General features: G+C 68.0%; 14 protein-coding genes. 10 read left to right on the top strand and 4 right to left on the bottom strand.

Going from position 1 to position 19,834, the window contains the following annotated elements:
- Positions 1-274 precede the first annotated feature (274 nt).
- The 4 genes from ABH933_RS43720 to ABH933_RS43705 all read left to right on the top strand — a co-directional run bounded on the left by ABH933_RS43720 (position 275) and on the right by ABH933_RS43705 (position 6,094).
- Positions 275-1,054, top strand: a complete 780-nt coding sequence (locus ABH933_RS43720) for an LppX_LprAFG lipoprotein (RefSeq protein WP_429421971.1) — start codon at positions 275-277, stop codon at positions 1,052-1,054.
- Between the two features lie 322 nt (positions 1,055-1,376).
- Positions 1,377-2,843, top strand: a complete 1,467-nt coding sequence (locus tag ABH933_RS43715) for a fatty acid desaturase (protein ID WP_429421891.1) — start codon at positions 1,377-1,379, stop codon at positions 2,841-2,843.
- Positions 2,844-2,934: 91 nt separating this feature from the next.
- Positions 2,935-4,137, top strand: a complete 1,203-nt coding sequence (locus tag ABH933_RS43710; protein ID WP_429421969.1) for a type III polyketide synthase — start codon at positions 2,935-2,937, stop codon at positions 4,135-4,137.
- A gap of 34 nt (positions 4,138-4,171) precedes the next feature.
- Complete coding sequence (locus ABH933_RS43705) at positions 4,172-6,094, top strand: ATP-binding cassette domain-containing protein (protein WP_429421889.1); 1,923 nt, start codon at positions 4,172-4,174, stop codon at positions 6,092-6,094.
- Between the two features lie 49 nt (positions 6,095-6,143).
- Here the strand turns inward: ABH933_RS43705 and ABH933_RS43700 are convergent, their stop codons facing one another.
- Positions 6,144-7,970 (bottom strand): ArnT family glycosyltransferase, encoded by a 1,827-nt coding sequence (locus ABH933_RS43700; RefSeq protein ID WP_429421887.1) that lies wholly within the window; start codon positions 7,968-7,970, stop codon positions 6,144-6,146.
- 95 nt (positions 7,971-8,065) lie between these two features.
- On the opposite strand from ABH933_RS43700, the gene ABH933_RS43695 reads away from it, so the two are divergent.
- Positions 8,066-8,239: a hypothetical protein gene (locus ABH933_RS43695; RefSeq protein WP_429421885.1), complete on the top strand. Its 174-nt coding sequence runs from the start codon at positions 8,066-8,068 to the stop codon at positions 8,237-8,239.
- On the opposite strand, the gene ABH933_RS43690 is transcribed toward ABH933_RS43695, so the two are convergent.
- Positions 8,236-8,844, bottom strand: a complete 609-nt coding sequence (locus ABH933_RS43690; protein WP_429421883.1) for a TetR family transcriptional regulator — start codon at positions 8,842-8,844, stop codon at positions 8,236-8,238. The two genes, ABH933_RS43695 and ABH933_RS43690, sit on opposite strands and share 4 nt — an antisense overlap.
- 78 nt (positions 8,845-8,922) lie before the next feature.
- Here ABH933_RS43690 and ABH933_RS43685 point away from each other — a divergent pair, with 78 nt between their 5' ends.
- From ABH933_RS43685 to ABH933_RS43675, 3 genes are all read left to right on the top strand, one after another.
- The gene (locus tag ABH933_RS43685) at positions 8,923-9,843 is read left to right on the top strand and encodes an NADP-dependent oxidoreductase (RefSeq protein WP_429421881.1); all 921 of its coding nucleotides are present in this window, start codon (positions 8,923-8,925) and stop codon (positions 9,841-9,843) included.
- Positions 9,844-10,056: 213 nt separating this feature from the next.
- The gene (locus tag ABH933_RS43680; RefSeq protein ID WP_429421879.1) at positions 10,057-11,346 is read left to right on the top strand and encodes an amidase domain-containing protein; all 1,290 of its coding nucleotides are present in this window, start codon (positions 10,057-10,059) and stop codon (positions 11,344-11,346) included.
- An 18-nt stretch (positions 11,347-11,364) separates the two neighbouring features.
- Positions 11,365-11,709, top strand: coding sequence for a hypothetical protein (locus ABH933_RS43675; RefSeq protein WP_429421877.1), 345 nt, complete (start codon positions 11,365-11,367; stop codon positions 11,707-11,709).
- A gap of 10 nt (positions 11,710-11,719) precedes the next feature.
- On the opposite strand, the gene ABH933_RS43670 is transcribed toward ABH933_RS43675, so the two are convergent.
- Positions 11,720-13,150: a type VII secretion-associated protein gene (locus ABH933_RS43670; protein ID WP_429421875.1), complete on the bottom strand. Its 1,431-nt coding sequence runs from the start codon at positions 13,148-13,150 to the stop codon at positions 11,720-11,722.
- The gene (gene eccCa, locus ABH933_RS43665; RefSeq protein WP_429421873.1) at positions 13,150-17,181 is read right to left on the bottom strand and encodes a type VII secretion protein EccCa; all 4,032 of its coding nucleotides are present in this window, start codon (positions 17,179-17,181) and stop codon (positions 13,150-13,152) included. The genes ABH933_RS43670 and eccCa overlap by 1 nt, the downstream gene beginning before the upstream one ends.
- 173 nt (positions 17,182-17,354) lie before the next feature.
- Between eccCa and eccD the strand changes: the two genes are divergently transcribed.
- Positions 17,355-18,821 (top strand): type VII secretion integral membrane protein EccD, encoded by a 1,467-nt coding sequence (eccD, locus tag ABH933_RS43660; protein ID WP_429421871.1) that lies wholly within the window; start codon positions 17,355-17,357, stop codon positions 18,819-18,821.
- A gap of 7 nt (positions 18,822-18,828) precedes the next feature.
- The coding region (locus tag ABH933_RS43655; protein ID WP_429455305.1) for a S8 family serine peptidase at positions 18,829-19,834 on the top strand (1,006 nt) is incomplete at its 3' end.

The raw sequence follows: 19,834 nt of genomic DNA, 5'->3' as shown, positions 1-19,834 counted from the left end.
AGCGCTTATCCGATGAAATTCCCACGGCCGGATGCTGACGTAAGCCCCTGCCCACCAGGCTCTTCGGGTAACCGGTCGACATGGACGCCGCCATGCTGGTTGAATGCCCGCGAGCCGCTCGCCGAGCGGACACGGGGAATCCGCCGGATACCACGACGCGAGTCGCTGCGTCCGCGGCCGACCGAGCACTGAAACTAACCTCCGGGGGTTGACCTTGAACGACATCATTCGGCACGTGGGTTCCGCTCGCCGTCCGTCCAAGTTGGGGGTGGTGATGGTCGCGGTGTCGGTGTTCGGGGCACTGGCCGCGGGCTGCAGCTCCAACTCCGGCTCCACCACGACCGCGGCGGGCTCCAGCTCCCCGTCCTCGCCGCCGCCGGCGCAGCTGCCCGACGGCGCGCAACTGGTGTCCGAGTGCTCGAAGACCACCGAGACCCTGCATTCGGTGCACCTCGACATCGCGGTCACCAACATCCCCAAGCTCCCGATCGACACCATCTCCGCGGACGTCACCAATCAGCCCTCGGGCCAGGCGATCGGCGATGCGAGCGTGCGCCTGCAGCCCAACGCTCCGTTCACCAAGGCCAAGTTCCTGGTCGTCGACAAGAAGGCCTACACCTCCACCGACGGCAGCACCTACGTCCCCGTCGGCGGCGCGGAGAAGATCTACGATCCGGGCGTCATCCTGGACAAGGACAAGGGCCTGGGCAACGTCATCGCGCACGTGACCAAGGCCAAGGCCGTCGCCCGCGAGAAGGTCAACGGTGTCGACACCGTCAAGGTGACCGGAACCATCGACGCCACGACCATCGACCCGGTCGTGCCGAAGATCGGCGGTGACTCCGCCGCCGGCGCCATGCCCATCACCCTGTGGATCACCGATGTCGCGCCGCCGGCGAGCTCGTCCGCCGCGACGACCCTGCCCTCCACCGCCGCCTCGCCCGGCACCGGCCCGAACCTGGTGCAGGCCGTGGTCACCAAGGACCAGGGCAGCGCCAAGATCGATCTGTCCAACTGGTCCAAGCCCGTCACCGTCACCAAGCCGGCGGGTTAAAACGCAACGCGTGACCTGTGCAAGCCCGAACCGGTCCGGAAGGCGCATCGGCAATCGCCGCGCAGCGCCTCCCGGACCGGTTGCGGCCGTTTCGGACCGGAAATCCGTTCCGCCGCACCGGCTTCGGCATCGATGAGCCGAACCCGGCCGCACGCCTGTGTTTTCCCCGCGCCCGTCGAGGGGCGCCGAAGCGCTTAAGCGAATATTCAGTCGAATACAAGGTGCTGCAGCGACTCTGAGTCACCGAGCCCGACGCAGCATCGACCGGTAGACCTGATCGGCGGCAGCGGCATCGCAGTGCCGATCAGACATGGAGGGAAGAATGACTATCGACCGCCCGGATATACAGGAGCGGGAGTTCAGTCGACCTCCCATGCCCGAGGGCCCACCGCCGGTGTCGAATGTGTGGATCTACAACGGCAAAGCCTACGACCTGAGCGACTGGATCTCCAAGCATCCCGGCGGCGAGTTCTTCATCGGACGCACCAAGAACCGCGACATCACCTCCATCATCGGGTCCTACCATCGCGAACCCGAGCGGATCGCCCGCATGCTCGAGCGCTACTCGCTGGACCGCCAGGCCCTGCCCGAGGACATCCACCCGAAGAACAACGCGCCGGACTTCCTGTTCACCGAGGGTTTCGACAGCTGGACCGACACCCCGAAATACCGCTTCGACGACAAGAACGATCTGCTGCACAAGATCAAGGCCCGGCTGACCGAGCCCGAGATCGCAGCGCGCCTGCAGCGGATGGACAAGCTGTTCAACATCGTTGCGGTCGTGCTGGCGATCGCGTACTTCGCGGTCGAGGGCCTGCGGCTGTTCGAGCGGAGCTGGATTCCGTTGCCGGTCTTCGTGATCGCCATGGTGCTGCTGCGCAGTTCCCTGGCCGGATTCGGCCACTACGGGATTCACCGCGCGCAGAAGGGCATGAACAAGATCTTCACCAATGCCTTCGATTTCAACTACGTGGCGCTGTCGTTCGTGACCGCCGACGGCCACGCCCTGCTGCACCACCCGCACACCCAGAGTGAAGTCGACATCAAGAAGAACGTCTTCACCATGATGATGCGCATTCCGCGGGTGTACCGGGTACCGGTGCACACAATCCACAAGTTCGGGCACACGGTCACCGGCATGACCATCCGCCTGCTGGATGTCTGCCGCCTGACCCGCAAGGTCGGCATTGCGGAGATGTACGGCACCTGGGGCGGCGCGCTGCCGCACTTCATCGGCTCCTTCGCCGTGCGATTCCTGCTCCTGGGCGAGCTCGTCGCGTTCGCGGTCGCGGGCGACTTCTGGGCCTGGGCACTGCAATTCGTGATCACGCTGTGGATCAGCACCTTCCTGGTCGTGGCCAGTCACGACTTCGAGGAGGAGGTGGGCGAGCTGCCCGCCGCCGACACCGAGGACTGGGGCGTCAACCAGCTCGAGCAGGCCTACGACCTGAAGCTGGTCGGCAACCGCTACATCGACTGCTTCCTGTCCGCGGGCCTGAGCTCGCACCGCGTGCATCACGTATTGCCCTATCAGCGTTCCGGATTCGCCAACATCGCCACCGAGGACGTGGTGCGCGAGGAGGCGGCCGAATTCGGGGTGGAATGGCTTCCGGCGAAGAGCTTCTTCACCGACCGGTTCCCCAAGCAGTTCCGCACCTACCTGCTGGCGCCCTCCCGCGATGCGGAGGAGCGGCAATGGGGTTTCGCGCGTGAGCATTTCGCGCCGCACGCGCTCAAGACCTGCGTGGTCTACATGGTGCAGGGATTCACCGGCATCGGGACGGTCTGACCCGTCCCCGCGCAAGATTCGTTACGAGTAACAGGAACTGGAGAATTTCGTGAGTTTCACATTCGATGAGGGGGGCGCCCGTACGGCGGAGGTGATCCGGGAAACGGTCGACGGCGAGCGCGCGCTCGCCCAGCTGCCCCCGGCGCCGCCGACCACGGTGGGCGTCATCGAATCCATCGCCACGGGCGCGCCGGACCGGGTCATGGACCAGGCCGCCTCCGCCGAGCGGGTCGCCGCGCTGTTCGCCGATCCGGCACAGCGGGACCGCATTCCGCGGATCTACTCCAAGACCCGAGTCCGGACCCGGAGCCTGGCGGTCGACCCGCTCGACGACGAATTCCTCGACTTCAGCCGCCGCCCCGCGACCATCCGGGAGCGGATGAATCTGTTCTACCGGCACGCAGTGCCGCTGGCGGTCGACGTCGCCGGGCGCGCGGTGGCCGGCCTCGGCGATCCGGCGGCCGATATCGGGCTGCTGGTCTTCGCGACCTCGACCGGATTCATCGCGCCCGGCGTGGATGTCGCGGTCGTCAAACAGCTCGGCCTCTCGCCCGAGATCGGCCGGGTGATGGTGAATTTCATGGGCTGCGCGGCCGCGATGAACGCGATGCGCACCGCCGTGGACTTCGTCCGCGCGCATCCGGACAAGAAGGCGCTGGTGATCTGCCTCGAGCTGAGTTCGGTCAACGCCGTCTTCGAGGACGACGTGAACGACGTGGTGACGCACAGCCTTTTCGGCGACGGCTGCGGCGCGGTGGTCGTCGGCGCGAGCCAGGTGCACCAGCCGCTCGCGCCGGGCAGCGTGGTGATCCGCGACGGCTTCAGCCATCTGCTCGACGACGCCGAGGACGGGATCGTGCTCGGGGTGAACCACCACGGCATCACCTGCGAGCTGTCCCCGAGCCTGCCCGGCTACATCTACGCCGGTGTGGATCCGGTGATCGTGGAGATGCTGGGCCGCAACGGATTACGCAAGTCCGACATCGATCTGTGGGCGATCCATCCAGGCGGGCCCAAGATCATCGAGGAGTCCGTGCGGTCGCTGGGCATTCCCGCCGAGCAGGCGGCGCCGAGCTGGGACGTGCTCGCGCGATACGGGAACATGCTCAGCGTTTCGCTGATCTTCGTGCTCGAAGAGTTTGTGTCGCGAAGCGACTCGATGAGGGGCGGTGGTCGGGCGACGGGTGGGCTGATTCAGCAGGAGAGTCCGAGGCCGATCTCGACCGGCGTCGCGTTCTCCTTCGCGCCGGGGGTCACCCTCGAGGGAATGATCTTCGACATCATTCGCCGGTAGCCCGGCGACACCGTATCCGAAAGACGCGGCAACCATGCAACTCCTCCGATATCTCGTCTCCATCTCGTGGCTGCGGATCTCCGCGGTCATCATCGCCGGCCTCGTCTGCGGTGTGGCCAACACCTATCTGGTGACGCTGATTCGCGGGGTGGTCTCACCGCCCCCACATCCACCCGTCACCGTCACGAGCTTCGCCCTCGCGGCGCTGGTGATCCTGATCAGCGGGGTGCTCTCGCAGCTGCTGCTGATCCGCCTGGCCCAGGATGCGATCTACCGGCTGCGCTCGGACCTGAGCACCGGAATCGTCTCGGCGCCACTGGAACACCTCGAGGTGCTCGGCACGCACCGGCTCATGGCCACGCTGACCGAGGACGTGCGCTCGCTGTCCGAGGCGGTCACCGCCATCCCCAGCATCTGCGTCGACGTGGCCACCATCGTGGGCTGCTTCGTCTTCCTCGCGATGGTGTCGGGCCCGATCTTCGCGGTCACCGTCGCCGGGACGCTGATCGGAATCGGCTGCGTGGAACTGGTTCTCAAGCGCGTGCGCACGCTGTACCGCGCCGCGCGCGAGAACGAGGACGGGCTGCTGCGCTCGTTCCAGGCGGTCACGCTGGGCATCAAGGAGCTCAAGCTGCACCGCGGGCGGCGGCGCGAGTTCATGGACCGGCATCTGCTCGGCTCGGCCCGCGAACTGCGCGCGCAGAACGTCGAGGCCGGGTCGAAATTCTCACTGGCGCAGGGCTTCGGGCAGCTGCTGCAGCTGGGCACCATGGCGGCGATCCTGTTCGCGATCGCCTCGGCGCTACACCTGTCGCTGGACGTGATGGTGGGCTACGTGCTGGTGACGACGTTCCTGGCGATGCCGATGCAGAACTTCATGCACCGCCTCCCGGATCTGGTGCGCGGCGATGTCGCCCTGGCGAAGATCCGCGCGATGAACCTGTCCATGGAGACCATGCACAACGAGGAGCTGCTGCCGTACACCGAGCGGCCCCTCGTCCCCGAGGCCCGGTTGCGGCTGACGGATGTGAGCTACAGCTACCGGACCGAGGCGCCGCCGCCGATCCCGCCCGTCCCCGGCGGGCCGGGGATGCCGCCGATGCGGGAACGCAAGGTCCCCGGGCGCGGGAAGGCGGCGCCGGGCGCACGACCCGCCGGGGGCCCGCCCCCGCCGCACCGGCCGCATCCGAACGGACATCGCGGACCGGATCATGCACCGCGGCACGATCTTCCGGGCGCGCCCCCGCACGGCGCGCCCGAGGGCCTGCGCCCCGACGTCAACGGCAATCGCACGGTGGACCACGGCCTGCGGCACGATCTGCCGGTTCCGCTACCGCCGCCGAGCGAGGAGGGTTCCGGTTTCGCGCTCGGCCCGCTGGATCTGACGTTCGAACCGGGCCAGGTCTCGTTCGTCATCGGCGGCAACGGCAGCGGCAAATCGACACTGGCCAAACTGATCACGGGCCTGTACGTGCCGCGCACGGGCGCGCTCACGGTGAACGACGAGCCGATCGACCACGAGAACATCGAGTGGTTCCGGCAGAATTCCTCGGCGGTGTTCACCGATTTCCACCTGTTCGAGGATTACCTGGGCTTCGATCGCCCGGGCATCGACGACGAGGTGCGCGGCTATCTGGAACAGCTGCAGATCGCGCACAAGGTGACGGTGCAGGACGGGCGCCTGTCGACCCTGGCCCTGTCCCAGGGCCAGCGCAAGCGGCTGGCCCTGCTCACCGCGCTGCTCGAGGACCGGCCGATCTACGTCTTCGACGAGTGGGCCGCCGATCAGGAACCCCGCTTTCGCGAGGTGTTCTACACCGAGATCCTCGCGGATCTCAAGCGGCGCAACAAGACCGTCATCGTCATCACCCACGACGACCGCTACTTCCACTGCGCGGACCAGATCGTGAAGCTCGATTTCGGGCGGGTCGCCGAGGATTCGGCCGCGCTCCGGTAGGGCCGGGGCGCCCGGTGGCCCTTGGTGCGCGAGACACCAAGGGCCACTGTCATTTTCGCGGTGCCGCCGCCGCGTGGTATCCGGACATGTCGTAGACGGTGGCCCGGCCGAGGTGGATGGGCTTGAAATGCCCTGTCACCCAGGTCCTGATGTCCGCATGCGTCCTGGACCGCCGCTTGCCGCCGAGGGTGACGTAGTAGGTGATCCGGTGGGCGCTCACATCGCCGACGAACTGCCGGAACGTCGGCGCCCCGTCCGTCCCGCGGAAGCCGCCGATCGCCATGACCGGTGTGCGCGAGGCCAATTCCAGCACGGCGGCGTCCTGGGAGAACTCGACCGCCGCGGACCAGTCCGTCCGGGTGCCCTTCAACATCGCGATCAGCGGGAAATTCGCCGCCGGATCGGGCGCGCCGTTCCCGTGCACCGTCGGCCCGGCCACGAGCCGGACCTGATGCGGCTGCCCCAGCGACGCAACGGTATACGCGCCCGCGCCACCCAGCGCACCCACCAGCCCCGCGGCCAGCGCGATCCGGGCGCCGGGCCGCGGCATGAGGGGAAACAGCAGCGCCGCGGCCGCAATCACATCGACCGCCAGCAGCGTCCAGCGCAGCGGCGGCAGCCACCCGGCGTTGCGGTGCAGCAGCACGAAACCCCAGACGCCGCTGACGAGTACCAGGGCGGCCGCACCGCCGCGACCGAACCAGGTATCGCGCGCACCCCACATCTCGTGCAGGCCGATCGCGGTCAGCGCGGCAACCGCGGGCGCGATCGACAGTGTGTAGTAAGGGATCACGGTCCCGCTCATATAGCTCAGCACGCCGCCGTCGATGATCAGCCAGACACCGAAGACGATGGCGGCGCCCCGAATCGAATCGGTGCGCGGCCGTCCGCGGCGCGCAACCAGCAGCAGTACCAGGGCCATTAGCGCCGCGGGCAGCAGCCAGCCGATCTCGAAGCCGAATTCGCCGGTGAACAGCCGGGCCGGGCCGTCGGCGAACGGCCGGGCCTTGCCCGCGTGACCGGCGGGGCGGTGACCGAGCAGGCGGCCGAATCCGTTGTAGCCGAACACCAGATTCATGAACGAGTTGTCCGTCGAGCCCGCGATATAGGGCCGCGAGGAGACAGGCCACACCATCGTCAGCGCCACATACCAGCCCGCGGACACCACCAGCGCGGCCAGCGCCGCCAGCAGCTGAATACACCGCTGCCGCAGCGGATTCGGCGCGGCGATCAGATAGGTCAGGCACAGCGCCGGGGCGACCATCAGGCCCTCGAGCATCTTGGACAGGAAGGCGAACCCGAGCGCGATCCCGCCCAGCACAAGCCATTTCGTGCTCGCGGCGGGCAGCGCCCGCACCAGCGCGTAGACCGCGGCCGTCATCAGCAGCACCATCACCGGGTCGGGCTTGTCGAACCGGAACATCAGCGCACCCACCGGCATCAGCGCCAGGCACGCGCCCGCGAGCAGACCGGCATTGCGCCCGGCCAGCCGCCGTACCGCGCCGTACAGCAGCGCGACGGTCGCCACCCCGATCAGCGCCTGGGGCACGAGTTCGGCGGCACTGCCGAAGCCGAACACCCGCGCCGACAGGCCCATCACCCACTGCGATACCGGCGGCTTGTCGACGGTGATGACGTTGTTCGGATCCAGCGATCCGAACAGCAGCGCCTTCCAGCTGCGCGTCGCCGACCACACCGCGGCGGCATAGAACGCGTTGGCGGTGCCGTTGACGGTGATGTTCCACAGGTAGGCGACCGCGGTACCGCCCAGCAGCAGGGCCAAGCCCACGCGATCCCAGGTGCTGGGGCCCTCCCGGTCGGTCGGCGGTGATTCGGGTGCGATCGTCGGCGCGGGGGAAGTCAGCACGTGCCCCATTCACTCACAGTGTTCCTGCGGGTCGCTGTGCGGAAAGTGGGAGATTCCTTAACGCCGGTCACCAAACCGGACGTAAGCCGTGGATCATCAACGTCATGCGCCGGCCCACGTTCTATCTCCTGCGCGACATCCTGGAATTCCGCCTGCTTGTCCGGGCCGCCCGCGCCGCCACCGGCGACCTGTCCCTGGTCGATCAGGCGCGCCTGCGCTTTTCCTGTCTGCGCGGGGACTCCGGCTTCCGAAGATGGCCCGGTTGGGAGCCGATCTAGGCGATCGCTTCGGGTGCACCCAACTGCTCGGCGGTCAGTACCCGGGTAGCGGCCGCCCGCACCTCGCCAAGTGTTCGCCGGGCGACCTCGCCGAACCCCTCGCCGTCCCCCCCGTCGCTCCACCGCTGGTGAGCGATCGACCAGGCCACCGCGCCCAGCTCGGCGGCGACGCGCGCGGTCAGGTCCGGGACACCGCGGCGCTCGAGCGCGTCCACCATCGAGGCGACGAGGCTCAGTCCCTTCAGCGCCTCCCGCTCCCGCAGTTCGGGATTGGCGGCGATCACGGCCCGCCGCTTGGCGCCGAATTCGCGTCGTTCGGGCGTGAAGACTTCCCTGCCGATCATGTCGAGGGCATGGGCGATCGCGTCGAGCGGGGTGGCCGTGCTCGGCGCCGCGGCGATCCCCTCGACGACCAATTCGGCCATCACGCTCGCGCCGAACAGCACCTCGCGCTTGTCCGGGAAGTAGCGGAAGAAGGTGCTCTTGGTGAGCCCGGCGCGCTCGGCGATCTCGATCACGGTGGTGTTCTCGTAGCCCCGCTCGGCGAACAGGTCGAGGGCGGCGACGACGAGTCGTTCGGATGCGTTGGGTTGCCAGCGGGCCATGAAAACAGTCTATGGCACTTGGTCCCATCACTGGAGTAGAGTGATGGGACCAAGTCTTATCACTCGTTGGAGGTTCGCATGAGTCGCGCTGTCATCTACGAAAAGTTCGGCGGCCCAGAGGTACTGGAAGTGCGGGAGGTACCGGAGCCGCACCCTGGTCCGGGCGAGGTGCGTGTCCGCGTCACCGTCGCCGGGCTGAATCCCGTGGACTGGGGCATCGCCTCGAATCCCGAGGCGGCGGCGCGGTTCGGCGTCACCCTGCCCGCGGGCTTCGGCTTCGACTTCGCCGGCGTCGTCGACGAGGTAGGCAGCGGCACAACGGGTTTTGCCGTGGGTGAGCGCGTCTACGGCGGCGCGCTCGGCCGTGCCGTCGCCGACCACGTGGTACTCGGGACGGTCGCCTCGGCATCGGAGAATCTGTGGCACACGCCCGAGGGCATCAGCGACGAGGTGGCCGCCGCGCTTCCGATCGCGGGCATGACGGCGTCCGCCGCGCTTGCCGCGGTCGACCTGCGCTCCGGCGATACCGTCCTGATCGGTGGGGCCGCGGGCGGTGTCGGCATCTTCGCGATTCAGCTCGCGACCCTCACCGGCGCCCGCGTGATCGGAACCGCCTCGGAGAGCACCTTCGAGTTCCTGCGGAAGCTGGGCGCGGAACCCGTCACCTACGGCCCCGGCTTGGCCGACCGGGTCCGAGCCCTCGGCGTCACCGCGGCGGCCGACCTGTTCAGCACCGAAACCGCCGAAACCGCACTCGCTCTCGGCATCCCGCCGCACCGGATCTGCACGGTCGCCGCGGGCCCCACCCCACCCGGCGGCGTGCGGGCCACCGGCGGCATCGACGCACCAGCCGACGCCATGGACCGGATCACCGCCGCCATCCTCGCGGGCAAGCTCACCGTCCCGATCGCCGCAAGCTTCCCGATCGACAAGATCCGCGACGCCGTGGCACTGCAGTCCGCCCGCCACGTCCACGGCAAAGTGGTGGTCACGCTGTAGCTCACCGAGCCGATCCGGCCTGCGCCATTGTGAACGGCAGCCGAATCGAGGGTGACCGCGGCCACTCTTCGTTCACAATGGCGTTCCCAAACTGGTTGCTGACCAGTGTAATTCGCTGTCAAGGCGATGGGCACCCCCGATTTCCTCTAGCAGGACAGTGCGTTTCGCCCGGTTCTACACTGTCAGGCGTGAAGATCGACAACGGGGAATCGCATGGTGAGCTTCGCTGAACTCCGTGACGCACAACCGCAGTCGTGGACTACCGCTGCCGACGACACGCTGTCCGCCGCCAAGCAGTGTGAGCGAATCAAGGACGATATCCACGACAACGGCGTCAAGCCGCTCGATGGCGCCTGGTCGAGTTGGGCGGCCGGCCAGGCCCGTTCGGTCCTCACCACGGTCGCGGACCAGGCGGAGGTGACCTCGATTCTGGCCAGGGCCGCGGTCGATCCGCTGGACACCCTCAATCACGCGATCCAGACGGCACAGACCGAACTGGGCGAGGGCGTCCACCTCGCGACGAGCCACGGTCTGTACATCGATCAGAGCACCGGCACCGTCTCGCTGCCCATAGGTCCGTATTCGACCTCGGCCCTGGACAGGATGACCACGGCGAAGGACCAGGCGCAGAAACTGATCAACAACGCGATCAAGTCCGCCAACGAGGCCGACGCGCTGTGCACCCAGGCGCTCAACGCGGCCGCGAAGCCCGACATCACCAAGACCAGTGTCGATCAGGCCCAGCAGATTCAGGCCGACAATACGAAAAAGGCCCTGCAGGAACTGACCGACACCATTCCGGCCGGGCTGTCACCCCAGGAGAACGCCGCCTGGTGGAACGGCCTCACGCCCGAGGAACAGTTCGATCTGGAAAGGGCCTGCCCGGTTCAGATCTACAACCTGCCGGGGATTCCGGACTCGGTGAAGAAGGACATCGATCGGCCCGGGCTCGGCTACAGCTCGGTCGGCACCGTCGCGTACGCCCTGAGCAATTGGAACAACTCCAGCCTGGACTGGAAGAACAAGGACAACTGCACCAACTTCGCCTCGGATGCCCTCGCCTACGGCGGCAATATGCCGTTCAAGGAGGACTGGGACGGGCTGATTCCGCGCCACTGGGATACCAAGGGCTGGAGCGATGGCAGCAATGCCAACGGCAGCGATCCGCTGCCGGGCCTCTCGCACACCCCGACCTGGGGCGCCGCCCAGAACAACCACGACTTCTTTCTCGGCAACGGCGGCACCGTCGTCTCGCCCAGCCAGGCTCGGCCCGGGGATGTCATGTACTACACCATGACCCAGAACGATCCGTCCGCGCATCTGCACGCCGGCGACACCCACCACACCGTCATCGTCACCGGGGTCCTGCCCGACAATCAGGTGCTGTACACCCAGCATTCGGGCGATGCCCAGAACTATCCGCTCTACGGCCGGCTGCCCGAATTCCAGCAGGGCCTGGGCAAGCAGAACACACAGATCGTGCAGCCCAAGGTTACGTGGTGAGGGAAAGGATCTTCATCCGTGAGTGCCGACGACATCTCCATCAAACCCGCCGACGTCGCGAAGATCGGCGGTCGCCTGAAAGACCTTGCAAGCCAGGCGATCACCGACACGAACAAGTTTTTCGATTCCCAGGCCACGGCCGCGAAGAACAATCCCGGCTTCACCACCGGCCAGGCGCTGATCGATTTCTCGACCAAGCTGCACGGCGAGATCAACGGTTTCATCACCGCGCTGTCCACCAATGCCGAGCAGATCGTCCAGGGCGCCCAGAACTACCCGGCCTCGGACGACGACACCGCCGGACTGATTCGTGAGATCGGCGCGCTGAACGGCCTGACCCAACCGGTGCTGCCCGGCCGGTGACGCGGCGAACCTACTGCGTGACCTTCACATCGCGCACGACCTGTTCGCAGGTGGGCGCGAGGGCCTGCCACTTGTCCTGGGGATACTGGCAGCCGATGCTGGCCTCGACGTCCGAATCCACGAGCACCTGCCAGCGGACGGTGGTGCCGCCGCCCGGGTATTCCTCGTAGGACAGTCCGGAGCGGTCGGCGAAGACGGCGTTGCGAGTCAGCTCGCTGAACCTGCCCGTGGGGCTGTGCTTGATCTGCACGTCCAGGGAATCGGCCACATTGTCGACGGTCGCGCCCGCGGTGAGGGCCTTCTGCTCGATCGTGATGCGCTGGCGGGACCCGTCGTCCGGGGACAGGTAGACATTGTCGCCGACCTGCTTGGACACGTGCCAACCCGAGGGGATCCGAATCTGCAGGTGGCCGAACGACTGTGGGGGCTGCGGGGGTGCGCTGGTGGTGGTGACCGCGCCCGGCGACGGCACCGCGGTCGAGGTCGACGCGGCGGTGGGCTTGGACTTCGAACCCGCGGTCAGCGCGATCACCGCGCCGACCAGGACCAGGACCAGGACCGCCGCCGTGGCGATCCCGATGTACAGCGCGTTGCGGCGGGTCTCGGGCGGACGGGTGGCGACCGCCTGCTGGTGCAGCGAATCGAACTCCACCGGCGGCGCCAGGGCCGCCGGGGCGGGGGGCATCGACATTCCGGGGTGCGCGCCGCGGATGAGTTCGACGCCCGAGAGCGGGCGCACGTCGACCGGGAAGCCGCACTGCTGCGCCAGGATCGCCGACAGCGCCTCGAGCAGGGCCGGGTCCGAAACACCCGCGGCCAGTAGGTAGGTCGGCGGCTGCCCGGCGAGCAGTCGCGCGATCACCGCGACCACGTCCGGCAGGCCGTGCCCCTCGTCGACATCGGCCAGCCCGACGGCCGGCTCGTGCTCACACGCCTGAATCCAGGTGTCCTGTCCGGACCGGCCGACCAGGGTGACGGTGGTGGACAACGGATTCAGCTCCAGCACCGCGATCCGCTGTTGCTGCGCGGTGCTCGCGCCGAGCGAGGCCGCACGCCGCGCCAGTGGCTCGATGTTCACCCGCTGCACCATGCGGCGCGCGGCCGCCTCCACCGCGGCCCGGCGCCGACGACCCCAGTCGGACGGGCCGACGATGGTGAGCTGCTCGCACGGCGTCGGCAGGCTGAGGTTGTTGAGAACCGCGCCGAGGGTCACCGCCCAGGCGTCCGTGATCGGCGGTAGCTGCGACCGCGAGAAGGCGATCCGGTCGGCCGCCGCCAGTCGCACCATCGACACCGCCGGATACTGCGGCCGCAGCTGTTCCCCCACAACGAAACTCGTGCCGTCGCTGGCGGGCACGATCGAGGGCGGACCATCCCAGTGTGTCGATTCGCTGCGGGCCCACAGCCGGTTATCGCTCAGTACTACATCTACGACGCTCATCAGGTGAGCGGCATCCAGCCGGTCTGAATCAGCTCCTCGCCGCCGCGCGTGACGTAGATGCCGCGGCCGGCGGGCATCTCCGACGGCCGCGCCTTACCCCACAGCACGCCCTCGTCGCGGCTGCCGTTCATGATCAGCGCCGACGAGCCGAGGTCGCGCATGCTGGCAATCGTCGATTCGTACATGGACCGGCTCGCGCCACCCGCGCGCCGCGCGATGATCACGTGGAAACCGAGATCGCGTGCGTGCGGCAGGCTTTGGAGCAGGGCCTGCACCGGGTTGCCCTGGGAGTTGGCGACCAGATCGTAGTCGTCGACGAGCACGTAGATCTCGGGCCCGCTCCACCAGGACCGGTCGCGCAGCTGCTGCGGCGTCACGTCGGGTCCCGGCGTGCGCTTCTCGACATAGCCCGCCAGAGCGGACATCTGATCGGTGAACTGCGGTGCGGTGGAACCGTATCCGGCCGTGTACTCCTTCGGGATGAGACCCAGCAGGGCGCGGCGGTAGTCACCCATGATGATGCGGGCCTGATCCGGGGTGTTGGAGGCCATGATGCCCTCCGCGATCGAGCGGAGCAGCGTCGACTTACCCGACTTGTCGCCGACGATGACGAAGTGCGGGCTGACATCGAAGTCGATGAACACCGGCGCCAGCTCGGATTCGTTGATGCCGATAGGGAACCGCAGGCACTTCTGCGACGGATCCCCCTGCCAGTTCCCGGCCACCTGCAGCAGCTCCTGCCGGTCCAGCCGTTCGGGCAGCATACGCACCCGCGGGGCCGGACGGCCCGGGGTCATCTTCTGCAGCGCCGCCACCGCGGCAGCGACACCGGAGCTGAGCGTCTCGGGGTTCGAGTCGCCGTCGATGCGCGGCAGCGCGGTCAGCATGTGCAGGTTCTCGGCCGTCATGCCTCGGCCAGGGCGTCCGATCGGGACCAGGGAAGCGAACTTACGGCCCAGATCCGAATCCATCGGATCGCCCAGACGCAGCTCGATGCGTGTACCGATCTGGTCCTTGAGCGCGGGGCGCGCTTCACGCCAAGCGTTCAGGCCGATGGCGACATGCACACCGTACGAAAGCCCCTGCACCGCGAGGTTGATGATGTGCTGCTCGAGCACGTCGAAATCCTGGCGGATGGTGCCGAAGCCGTCGATGACCAGGAAGACATCGCCGAACGGATCCTCGTGCGCACCGGCGGCGGCCGGGCTGGTGGACGGATCGCTCGCGCGCAGGCGGCGGAACTCCTGCATGGATTCGATGCCCAGCTGCCGGAACCGCATTTCGCGCGAGCGCACGATGCCCTGCATCTCGGACAGGGTGCGGCGCACCTGGTCCTCGTCCAGCCGGCCCGACACCGCGCCGACGTGCGGCAGGCCCTGCAGACCAGTCAGCGTGCCGCCGCCGAAGTCGAGGCAGTAGAACTGCACCTGCTCGGCGGTATGAGTCAGCGACATCGCCATGATCAGCGAGCGCAGCGCGGTGGACTTACCGGACTGCGGACCACCGATGATCGCGACGTTGCCGCGCGCACCGGACAGATCCACGACCATCGGATCGCGGCGCTGATGGTAGGGCCGGTCAACGATGCCGATCGGGGCGGTCAGCGTGGCCATCGGGAGGACGTCGCCGGTCAGCAGCGAGCGCGGCAGCAGCTGGTCCATGGTCGGCGCGTCGTCCAGCGGCGGCAGCCAGATCTCGTGGGCCGGGCGGCCGTGCCCTCGGATCCGCGACACCAGCATGCCCACATTGGAGATCTTCTCGCCGTTCTCGTCCTGCACGGTCTCCTGCGGCCCGCTCGGCGTGGACGCCGTCTGCAACCGGTCGCCGGGCCGGAAGTCGACGTGACCGGCGGTGAACGCGCGGGCGTGGATGTCGATCTCGCCGCCGACGATGCCGGCGTGGGTGACCTCGCGCTGCGAGCCGCCGCCGACGTAATCGCCCGAGACGTAGGACGCCTGGAAGCGGCGGATCTCGCCGTCGTTGGTCTTGAGGTAGCCACCACCGGGGCTGGCGGGCAGGTTGAACGCGTCGGGCACACCCAGCACCTGCCGGGATTCGTTGGCGGAGAAGGTCTTCAGGCCGATGCGGTAGGACAGGTGGGACTCGAGGCCCTTGAGCTTGCCCTCCTCCAGCCGCTGCGAGGCCAGCAGCAGGTGCACCTGCAGCGAGCGGCCCAGGCGGCCGATCATGGTGAACAGATCCGCGAAGTCCGGATGCTGCTGCAGCAGTTCGGAGAACTCGTCGAGCACGACGAACAGCGCGGGCAGCGGATCCAAATCGGCGCCCGCGGCGCGGGCCTCCTCATACTGGCTGACGTTGGCGAAATTGCCCGCCGCGCGCAGCAACTCCTGCCGCCGGTTCATCTCGCCGTCGAGGGCGTCGCGCATGCGGCCGACCAGGTCGGCCTCCTCCTCGAGGTTGGTGATGACGGCCGCGACGTGCGGCACGCCGTCCAGGCCGAGGAAGGTCGCACCACCCTTGAAGTCGACCAGCACCAGGTTCAGCTGGTCGGGCGAATGCATCGCCAGCATCGAAAGCACCAGGGTGCGAAGGAATTCCGACTTACCCGAACCGGTGGCGCCGATGCACAGGCCGTGCGGGCCGGTGCCGAACTCGGCGGCCTCCTTGATGTCCAGGAACACCGGCTGCCCGTCGGCGCCCAGGCCGAAGGGCACCCGCAGCCGGTCGCGGCCGTAGCGCGGCTTCCACTGGCTGTCCGGGCTGAACGTGCCGATGTCGCCGAGGTTGAGCATCTGAGCCCAGGAGGTGATCGCCTCGTGGCTCTCCGAGGCCGAGGTGTCCGCACCGGACGCTGTTACCACCCGGAACGGCGCCAGGCGCCGCGCGACCTGCTCGGCCTGGCGGGCGCTGATCCGGTCGATGATCGCGAAGCGCTCCATATTGCCGGTGGCGCCGCGGCCGGTGCACTCGCCGTTCTCCACCACCATCTGGATACCGCGCGAAACCGACAGGCGCGGAGCGTAATTGCACAGGTCCAGGACCGTGACGCCCTCGAACCCGGACTCCCGCAGCGAATCCTCCTCGGCCTCGAGCAGGCCGCCGTCGACCACCACGATGATGTGCGTCAGATGCTGGTTGGCGGGCTGGTTACGCGAGTAGCGAACCCGGTTGTGCAGCAACGGCGCCAGGCCCGCGGCCATCTCGCGGATCGAGCCGTACACCATGCGCTCGGTGCCCACGCCGTCCTGCGACTCGGGGTGCTGGGTGTGCGGCAGCCACTTGGTCCACTCCCATTCGGCCATGGTGTCCGCACCGCAGACGACCGCGACCAGCACCTGGTCCGGCGCCTGGAACATGCACAGCTGCAACAACATTGCGCGCGTCATGTCGCGGGCCTGGGCACGATCGCCGTTGAGCTGGATGGCCGCGAAACCCTTCACCGCGATGGCGGTGGCCAGATCCGGAACCGTGGAGTGGGTGCGCACGAACCGGCGCAGCGAGACCGCGGCGATCGGCTCGAGCTCCTCGACCGGGCCCGTCTCCGGCGAGACCAGGCGGGTGGCCAGGCGCTGCCCGCCCAGGCCGATGCGGGCGTGGCAGAAGTCCTTGTCGCCCGGGCGGCGCTCCCACATGCGGCTGGTGCCCGCGAGCATCCAGATCAGGCCGGGCTCGGGGTGGCTCCACTCGACCGCGGCGCGCTGCTGCGTGGCGGTCTCGTCGACATCCTTGCGGACCTGGTCGAGATAGCGCAGATAGTCCTTGCGGTCCTCGTTGGCCTCGGCCGCCTTCTGGCCCTTGCCGCCCCCGTTGGCGAACATGCCGACCATCGAGAAGACCATCATCATCGGGAACATCAACGACGTCGGATTCGAGCCTATGCCACCGCTTTTGGTGAACATGATGGCCATCATGCCGACCATGCCGACCATCATCACGACGGGCATGAGCTTGCCCATGAGTCCGCCGGGTACGGCGCGGGGGATTTCGGGCGGTGGCTGCAGAGTTACCTCGCCACCGGGCGTGCGCGGAACCTCACGGCGTTGGCGGCGTTGGAATCTGACTGTGCTCATCGACGAACGCTCCCCCTTCAACAGCCTGGTGCGGGCCTCAGTGTAGAGGTCAGCGCCGACATGTCGTACAGTTCGACCAGCATTCTGCACGGGTCAACCGCGCGACCGCAACTCGCGCGCTTGCGGAAACACCAGGTAGAGACGGAGTTGGGGGCAGCGTGACGCACGCGCGAATGAGCCACATCGAAGATGATGCGAGCCGGGGGATCGTACGGGCCCCGGATCTTGCCCGAGTCACAATCTTGGCCAAGCACACTCAGGTCGATATGGCGATTCCGGTCGATGTGCCGGTCGCCCTGGTCATCCCGAGCGTCGTGGACATGGTGGCGCAAAACAGCCGCCACAATGATTTCGATACCGGGGGCGAACAATTCCAGCCCGCGGAATGGGTGCTCGCGCGCATCGGCCAGCCGCCGTTCTCGAATTCGCTCAGCCTGGGCGAGCAGGGGGTCCGCGACGGTGAGCTGCTGATGCTCGAGAGCGCCGACCACGTCGCGCCGACGCCGCTGTTCGACGACATCATGTACAACGTCGCGATCGCAGACGAGGACTCCTTCCGCACCTGGTCGCCGAAGCTGGCCCGGCTCTCGGCCTCGGTCATCGCCGTACTGGCCATGATCGTGGGCTGCGCGGGCCTGCTCGGCGCGCCCGAGGCCATGCCGGGCTGGATCACCGGCGCGGTCGCGGCGCTGCTGACCGTCCTGCTCGTGGTCGCGGGCACCGTGATGTCCCGCATGTACGGCGACACCTCGACCGCGCTGGTGATCGGCGGCAGCGCGCTGCCCAGCGCGTTCGCCGCGGGCATGCTGCTCGTTCCGCTGCAGCACCATCACTACGGCTGGGCCAACATGCTGCTCGGCTCGGTGTTGGTCGGCGCGACGGCCATTCTGGCCTGGCGGGTCAGCGGCGTCGGGCTGGCCGTATATATCGGTACGAGTACGGTCTCACTGTTCGCGATCGCAGCCACCCTGGTCGGGCTGCTGGTTCATCAGCCGGCCCGGGCCCTCGGGGCCGGCGCGGCGGTGCTCGCGCTGGGTGCGCTGTCGCTCGCACCCCGAGTGTCGATGCTGCTGGCCAAGCTGCCACTGCCGCCGGTGCCCTCGCCGGGCACGCCGATCGATCCGACCGAGGACGATCCGGACGACCATCGCGCCCTGCCGACCATGGACGTGCTGAAGGAGAAGTCCGAGCACGCCCGGATGTACCTCGACGGCATGGTCGCGGCGACCACGCTGGTCACGGTCGTGGGCGCGCTGGCCGGCTGCGATCCGGGCGCACGCAGCCCGTTCTGGCCCGGCATCGCGCTGGCGTTGGTGGCCGCGGCCGTGCTGCTGTTCCGCAGCCGCACCTACACCAATGCCGAACTGTCCATCGTGCTGATCAGCGGCGGCGCGGCCATCCTGCTGGCCGTCATGCTCGGCGCCGCCGTCACCCAGGCCCAGCCGCTGGCCGTCTTCGGCGCCGCGATGGTGCTGCTGATCGGCGCCCTGATCTGCGGCCTGATCATTCCCAACCAGACCGCGACCCCGCCCATGCGGCGCGCGGTGGAACTGCTCGAGTACGCCTTCGTCGCGGCCGTCCTGCCGCTGGCGTTCTGGGTGGCGAACCTGTACTCGATCATCCGATCGCTCTCGCTGTAGGCCGGGCATGAATCCGAAAATGTTCGGGCACAAGCTCATTCGCATAGTCGCGGCGGCCACGGTGCTCGGTCTGAGCGTATCCGTCGGCGCGGGAACGGCATTCGCCGATCGCCCGCCCGCGGTGAATCCGAGCGCGCTGCCCGGCGACGGGACACCGCACCCGCCGCAGGAGACCGAGGCCAAGCCGAACACCCCGTGTGTCAGCTCCGTTCCGGGCGGTGACGGCGCCGCCATCCCGCTGCCCCAGCGTGTGCTCGACCTTCCCGATGCCTGGAAGTTCTCCTCGGGAGCGGGGCAAACGGTCGCGGTCATCGATACCGGCGTCGTGCGGCATCCCCGGCTGCCCGGATTGGTCGCCGGGGGCGACTACGTCAGCAACGGCGACGGCACCCAGGATTGCGACGGCCACGGCACCGTCGTCGCGGGACTCATCGGCGCCAGCCGGGTGGAAGGACAGGGCTTCGCCGGTGTCGCACCCGACGCGCGCATTGTCGCGATCCGCCAGACCAGCGGATATTTCGAACTCAAGGGCCAGTCCGTGGGGGCGAGTCAGCAGGACATCGCCGGGTTCAGCTACGGCAACCTGGACACGCTGGCCTCGGCGATCCGTCATGCCGCGGATCTGGGCGCCCGGGTGATCAACATTTCCGAAGTCACCTGCGTCACAGGCACATTGGCCGATGACAAGATCGGTGCGGCGGTGCAGTACGCCGCGCTGCAGAAGGACGTCGTCGTGGTGGTCGCCGCGGGTAACAACGACGTGTGCAAGGGCACCAACCCCGTGCTCGACCCCACCGATCCCTCCGCGGACCTGTGGAGCAAGGTCAACATGAACGTCTCCCCGGCGCGCTGGGACGACTACGTGCTCTCGGTCGGCTCCATCAACCCCTCGACCGGCGCTCCGTCGAAGTTCACCGTGCCCGGGCCGTGGGTCGGCGTCGCCGCCCCGGGCGAGGACATCACCTCGCTGGACGCCAACTACAACAACTCCGGCAGCAAGGGCACCACGACCG

Source organism: Nocardia sp. GP40 (genome assembly GCF_050434125.1).
Lineage (GTDB): Bacteria > Actinomycetota > Actinomycetes > Mycobacteriales > Mycobacteriaceae > Nocardia > Nocardia albiluteola.
This window is presented reverse-complemented; position numbering and strand designations above follow the sequence as displayed.

Coding starts and splice junctions, on each gene's coding strand:
- ABH933_RS43700 (WP_429421887.1), bottom strand. CDS start 7,970: ATGGGGCACGTGCTGACTTCCCCCGCGCCGACGATCGCACCCGAATCA.
- ABH933_RS43690 (WP_429421883.1), bottom strand. CDS start 8,844: ATGGCCCGCTGGCAACCCAACGCATCCGAACGACTCGTCGTCGCCGCC.
- ABH933_RS43705 (WP_429421889.1), top strand. CDS start 4,172: ATGCAACTCCTCCGATATCTCGTCTCCATCTCGTGGCTGCGGATCTCC.
- ABH933_RS43715 (WP_429421891.1), top strand. CDS start 1,377: ATGACTATCGACCGCCCGGATATACAGGAGCGGGAGTTCAGTCGACCT.
- ABH933_RS43720 (WP_429421971.1), top strand. CDS start 275: ATGGTCGCGGTGTCGGTGTTCGGGGCACTGGCCGCGGGCTGCAGCTCC.
- ABH933_RS43695 (WP_429421885.1), top strand. CDS start 8,066: ATGCGCCGGCCCACGTTCTATCTCCTGCGCGACATCCTGGAATTCCGC.
- eccCa (WP_429421873.1), bottom strand. CDS start 17,181: ATGAGCACAGTCAGATTCCAACGCCGCCAACGCCGTGAGGTTCCGCGC.
- ABH933_RS43670 (WP_429421875.1), bottom strand. CDS start 13,150: ATGAGCGTCGTAGATGTAGTACTGAGCGATAACCGGCTGTGGGCCCGC.
- ABH933_RS43680 (WP_429421879.1), top strand. CDS start 10,057: ATGGTGAGCTTCGCTGAACTCCGTGACGCACAACCGCAGTCGTGGACT.
- ABH933_RS43685 (WP_429421881.1), top strand. CDS start 8,923: ATGAGTCGCGCTGTCATCTACGAAAAGTTCGGCGGCCCAGAGGTACTG.
- eccD (WP_429421871.1), top strand. CDS start 17,355: ATGAGCCACATCGAAGATGATGCGAGCCGGGGGATCGTACGGGCCCCG.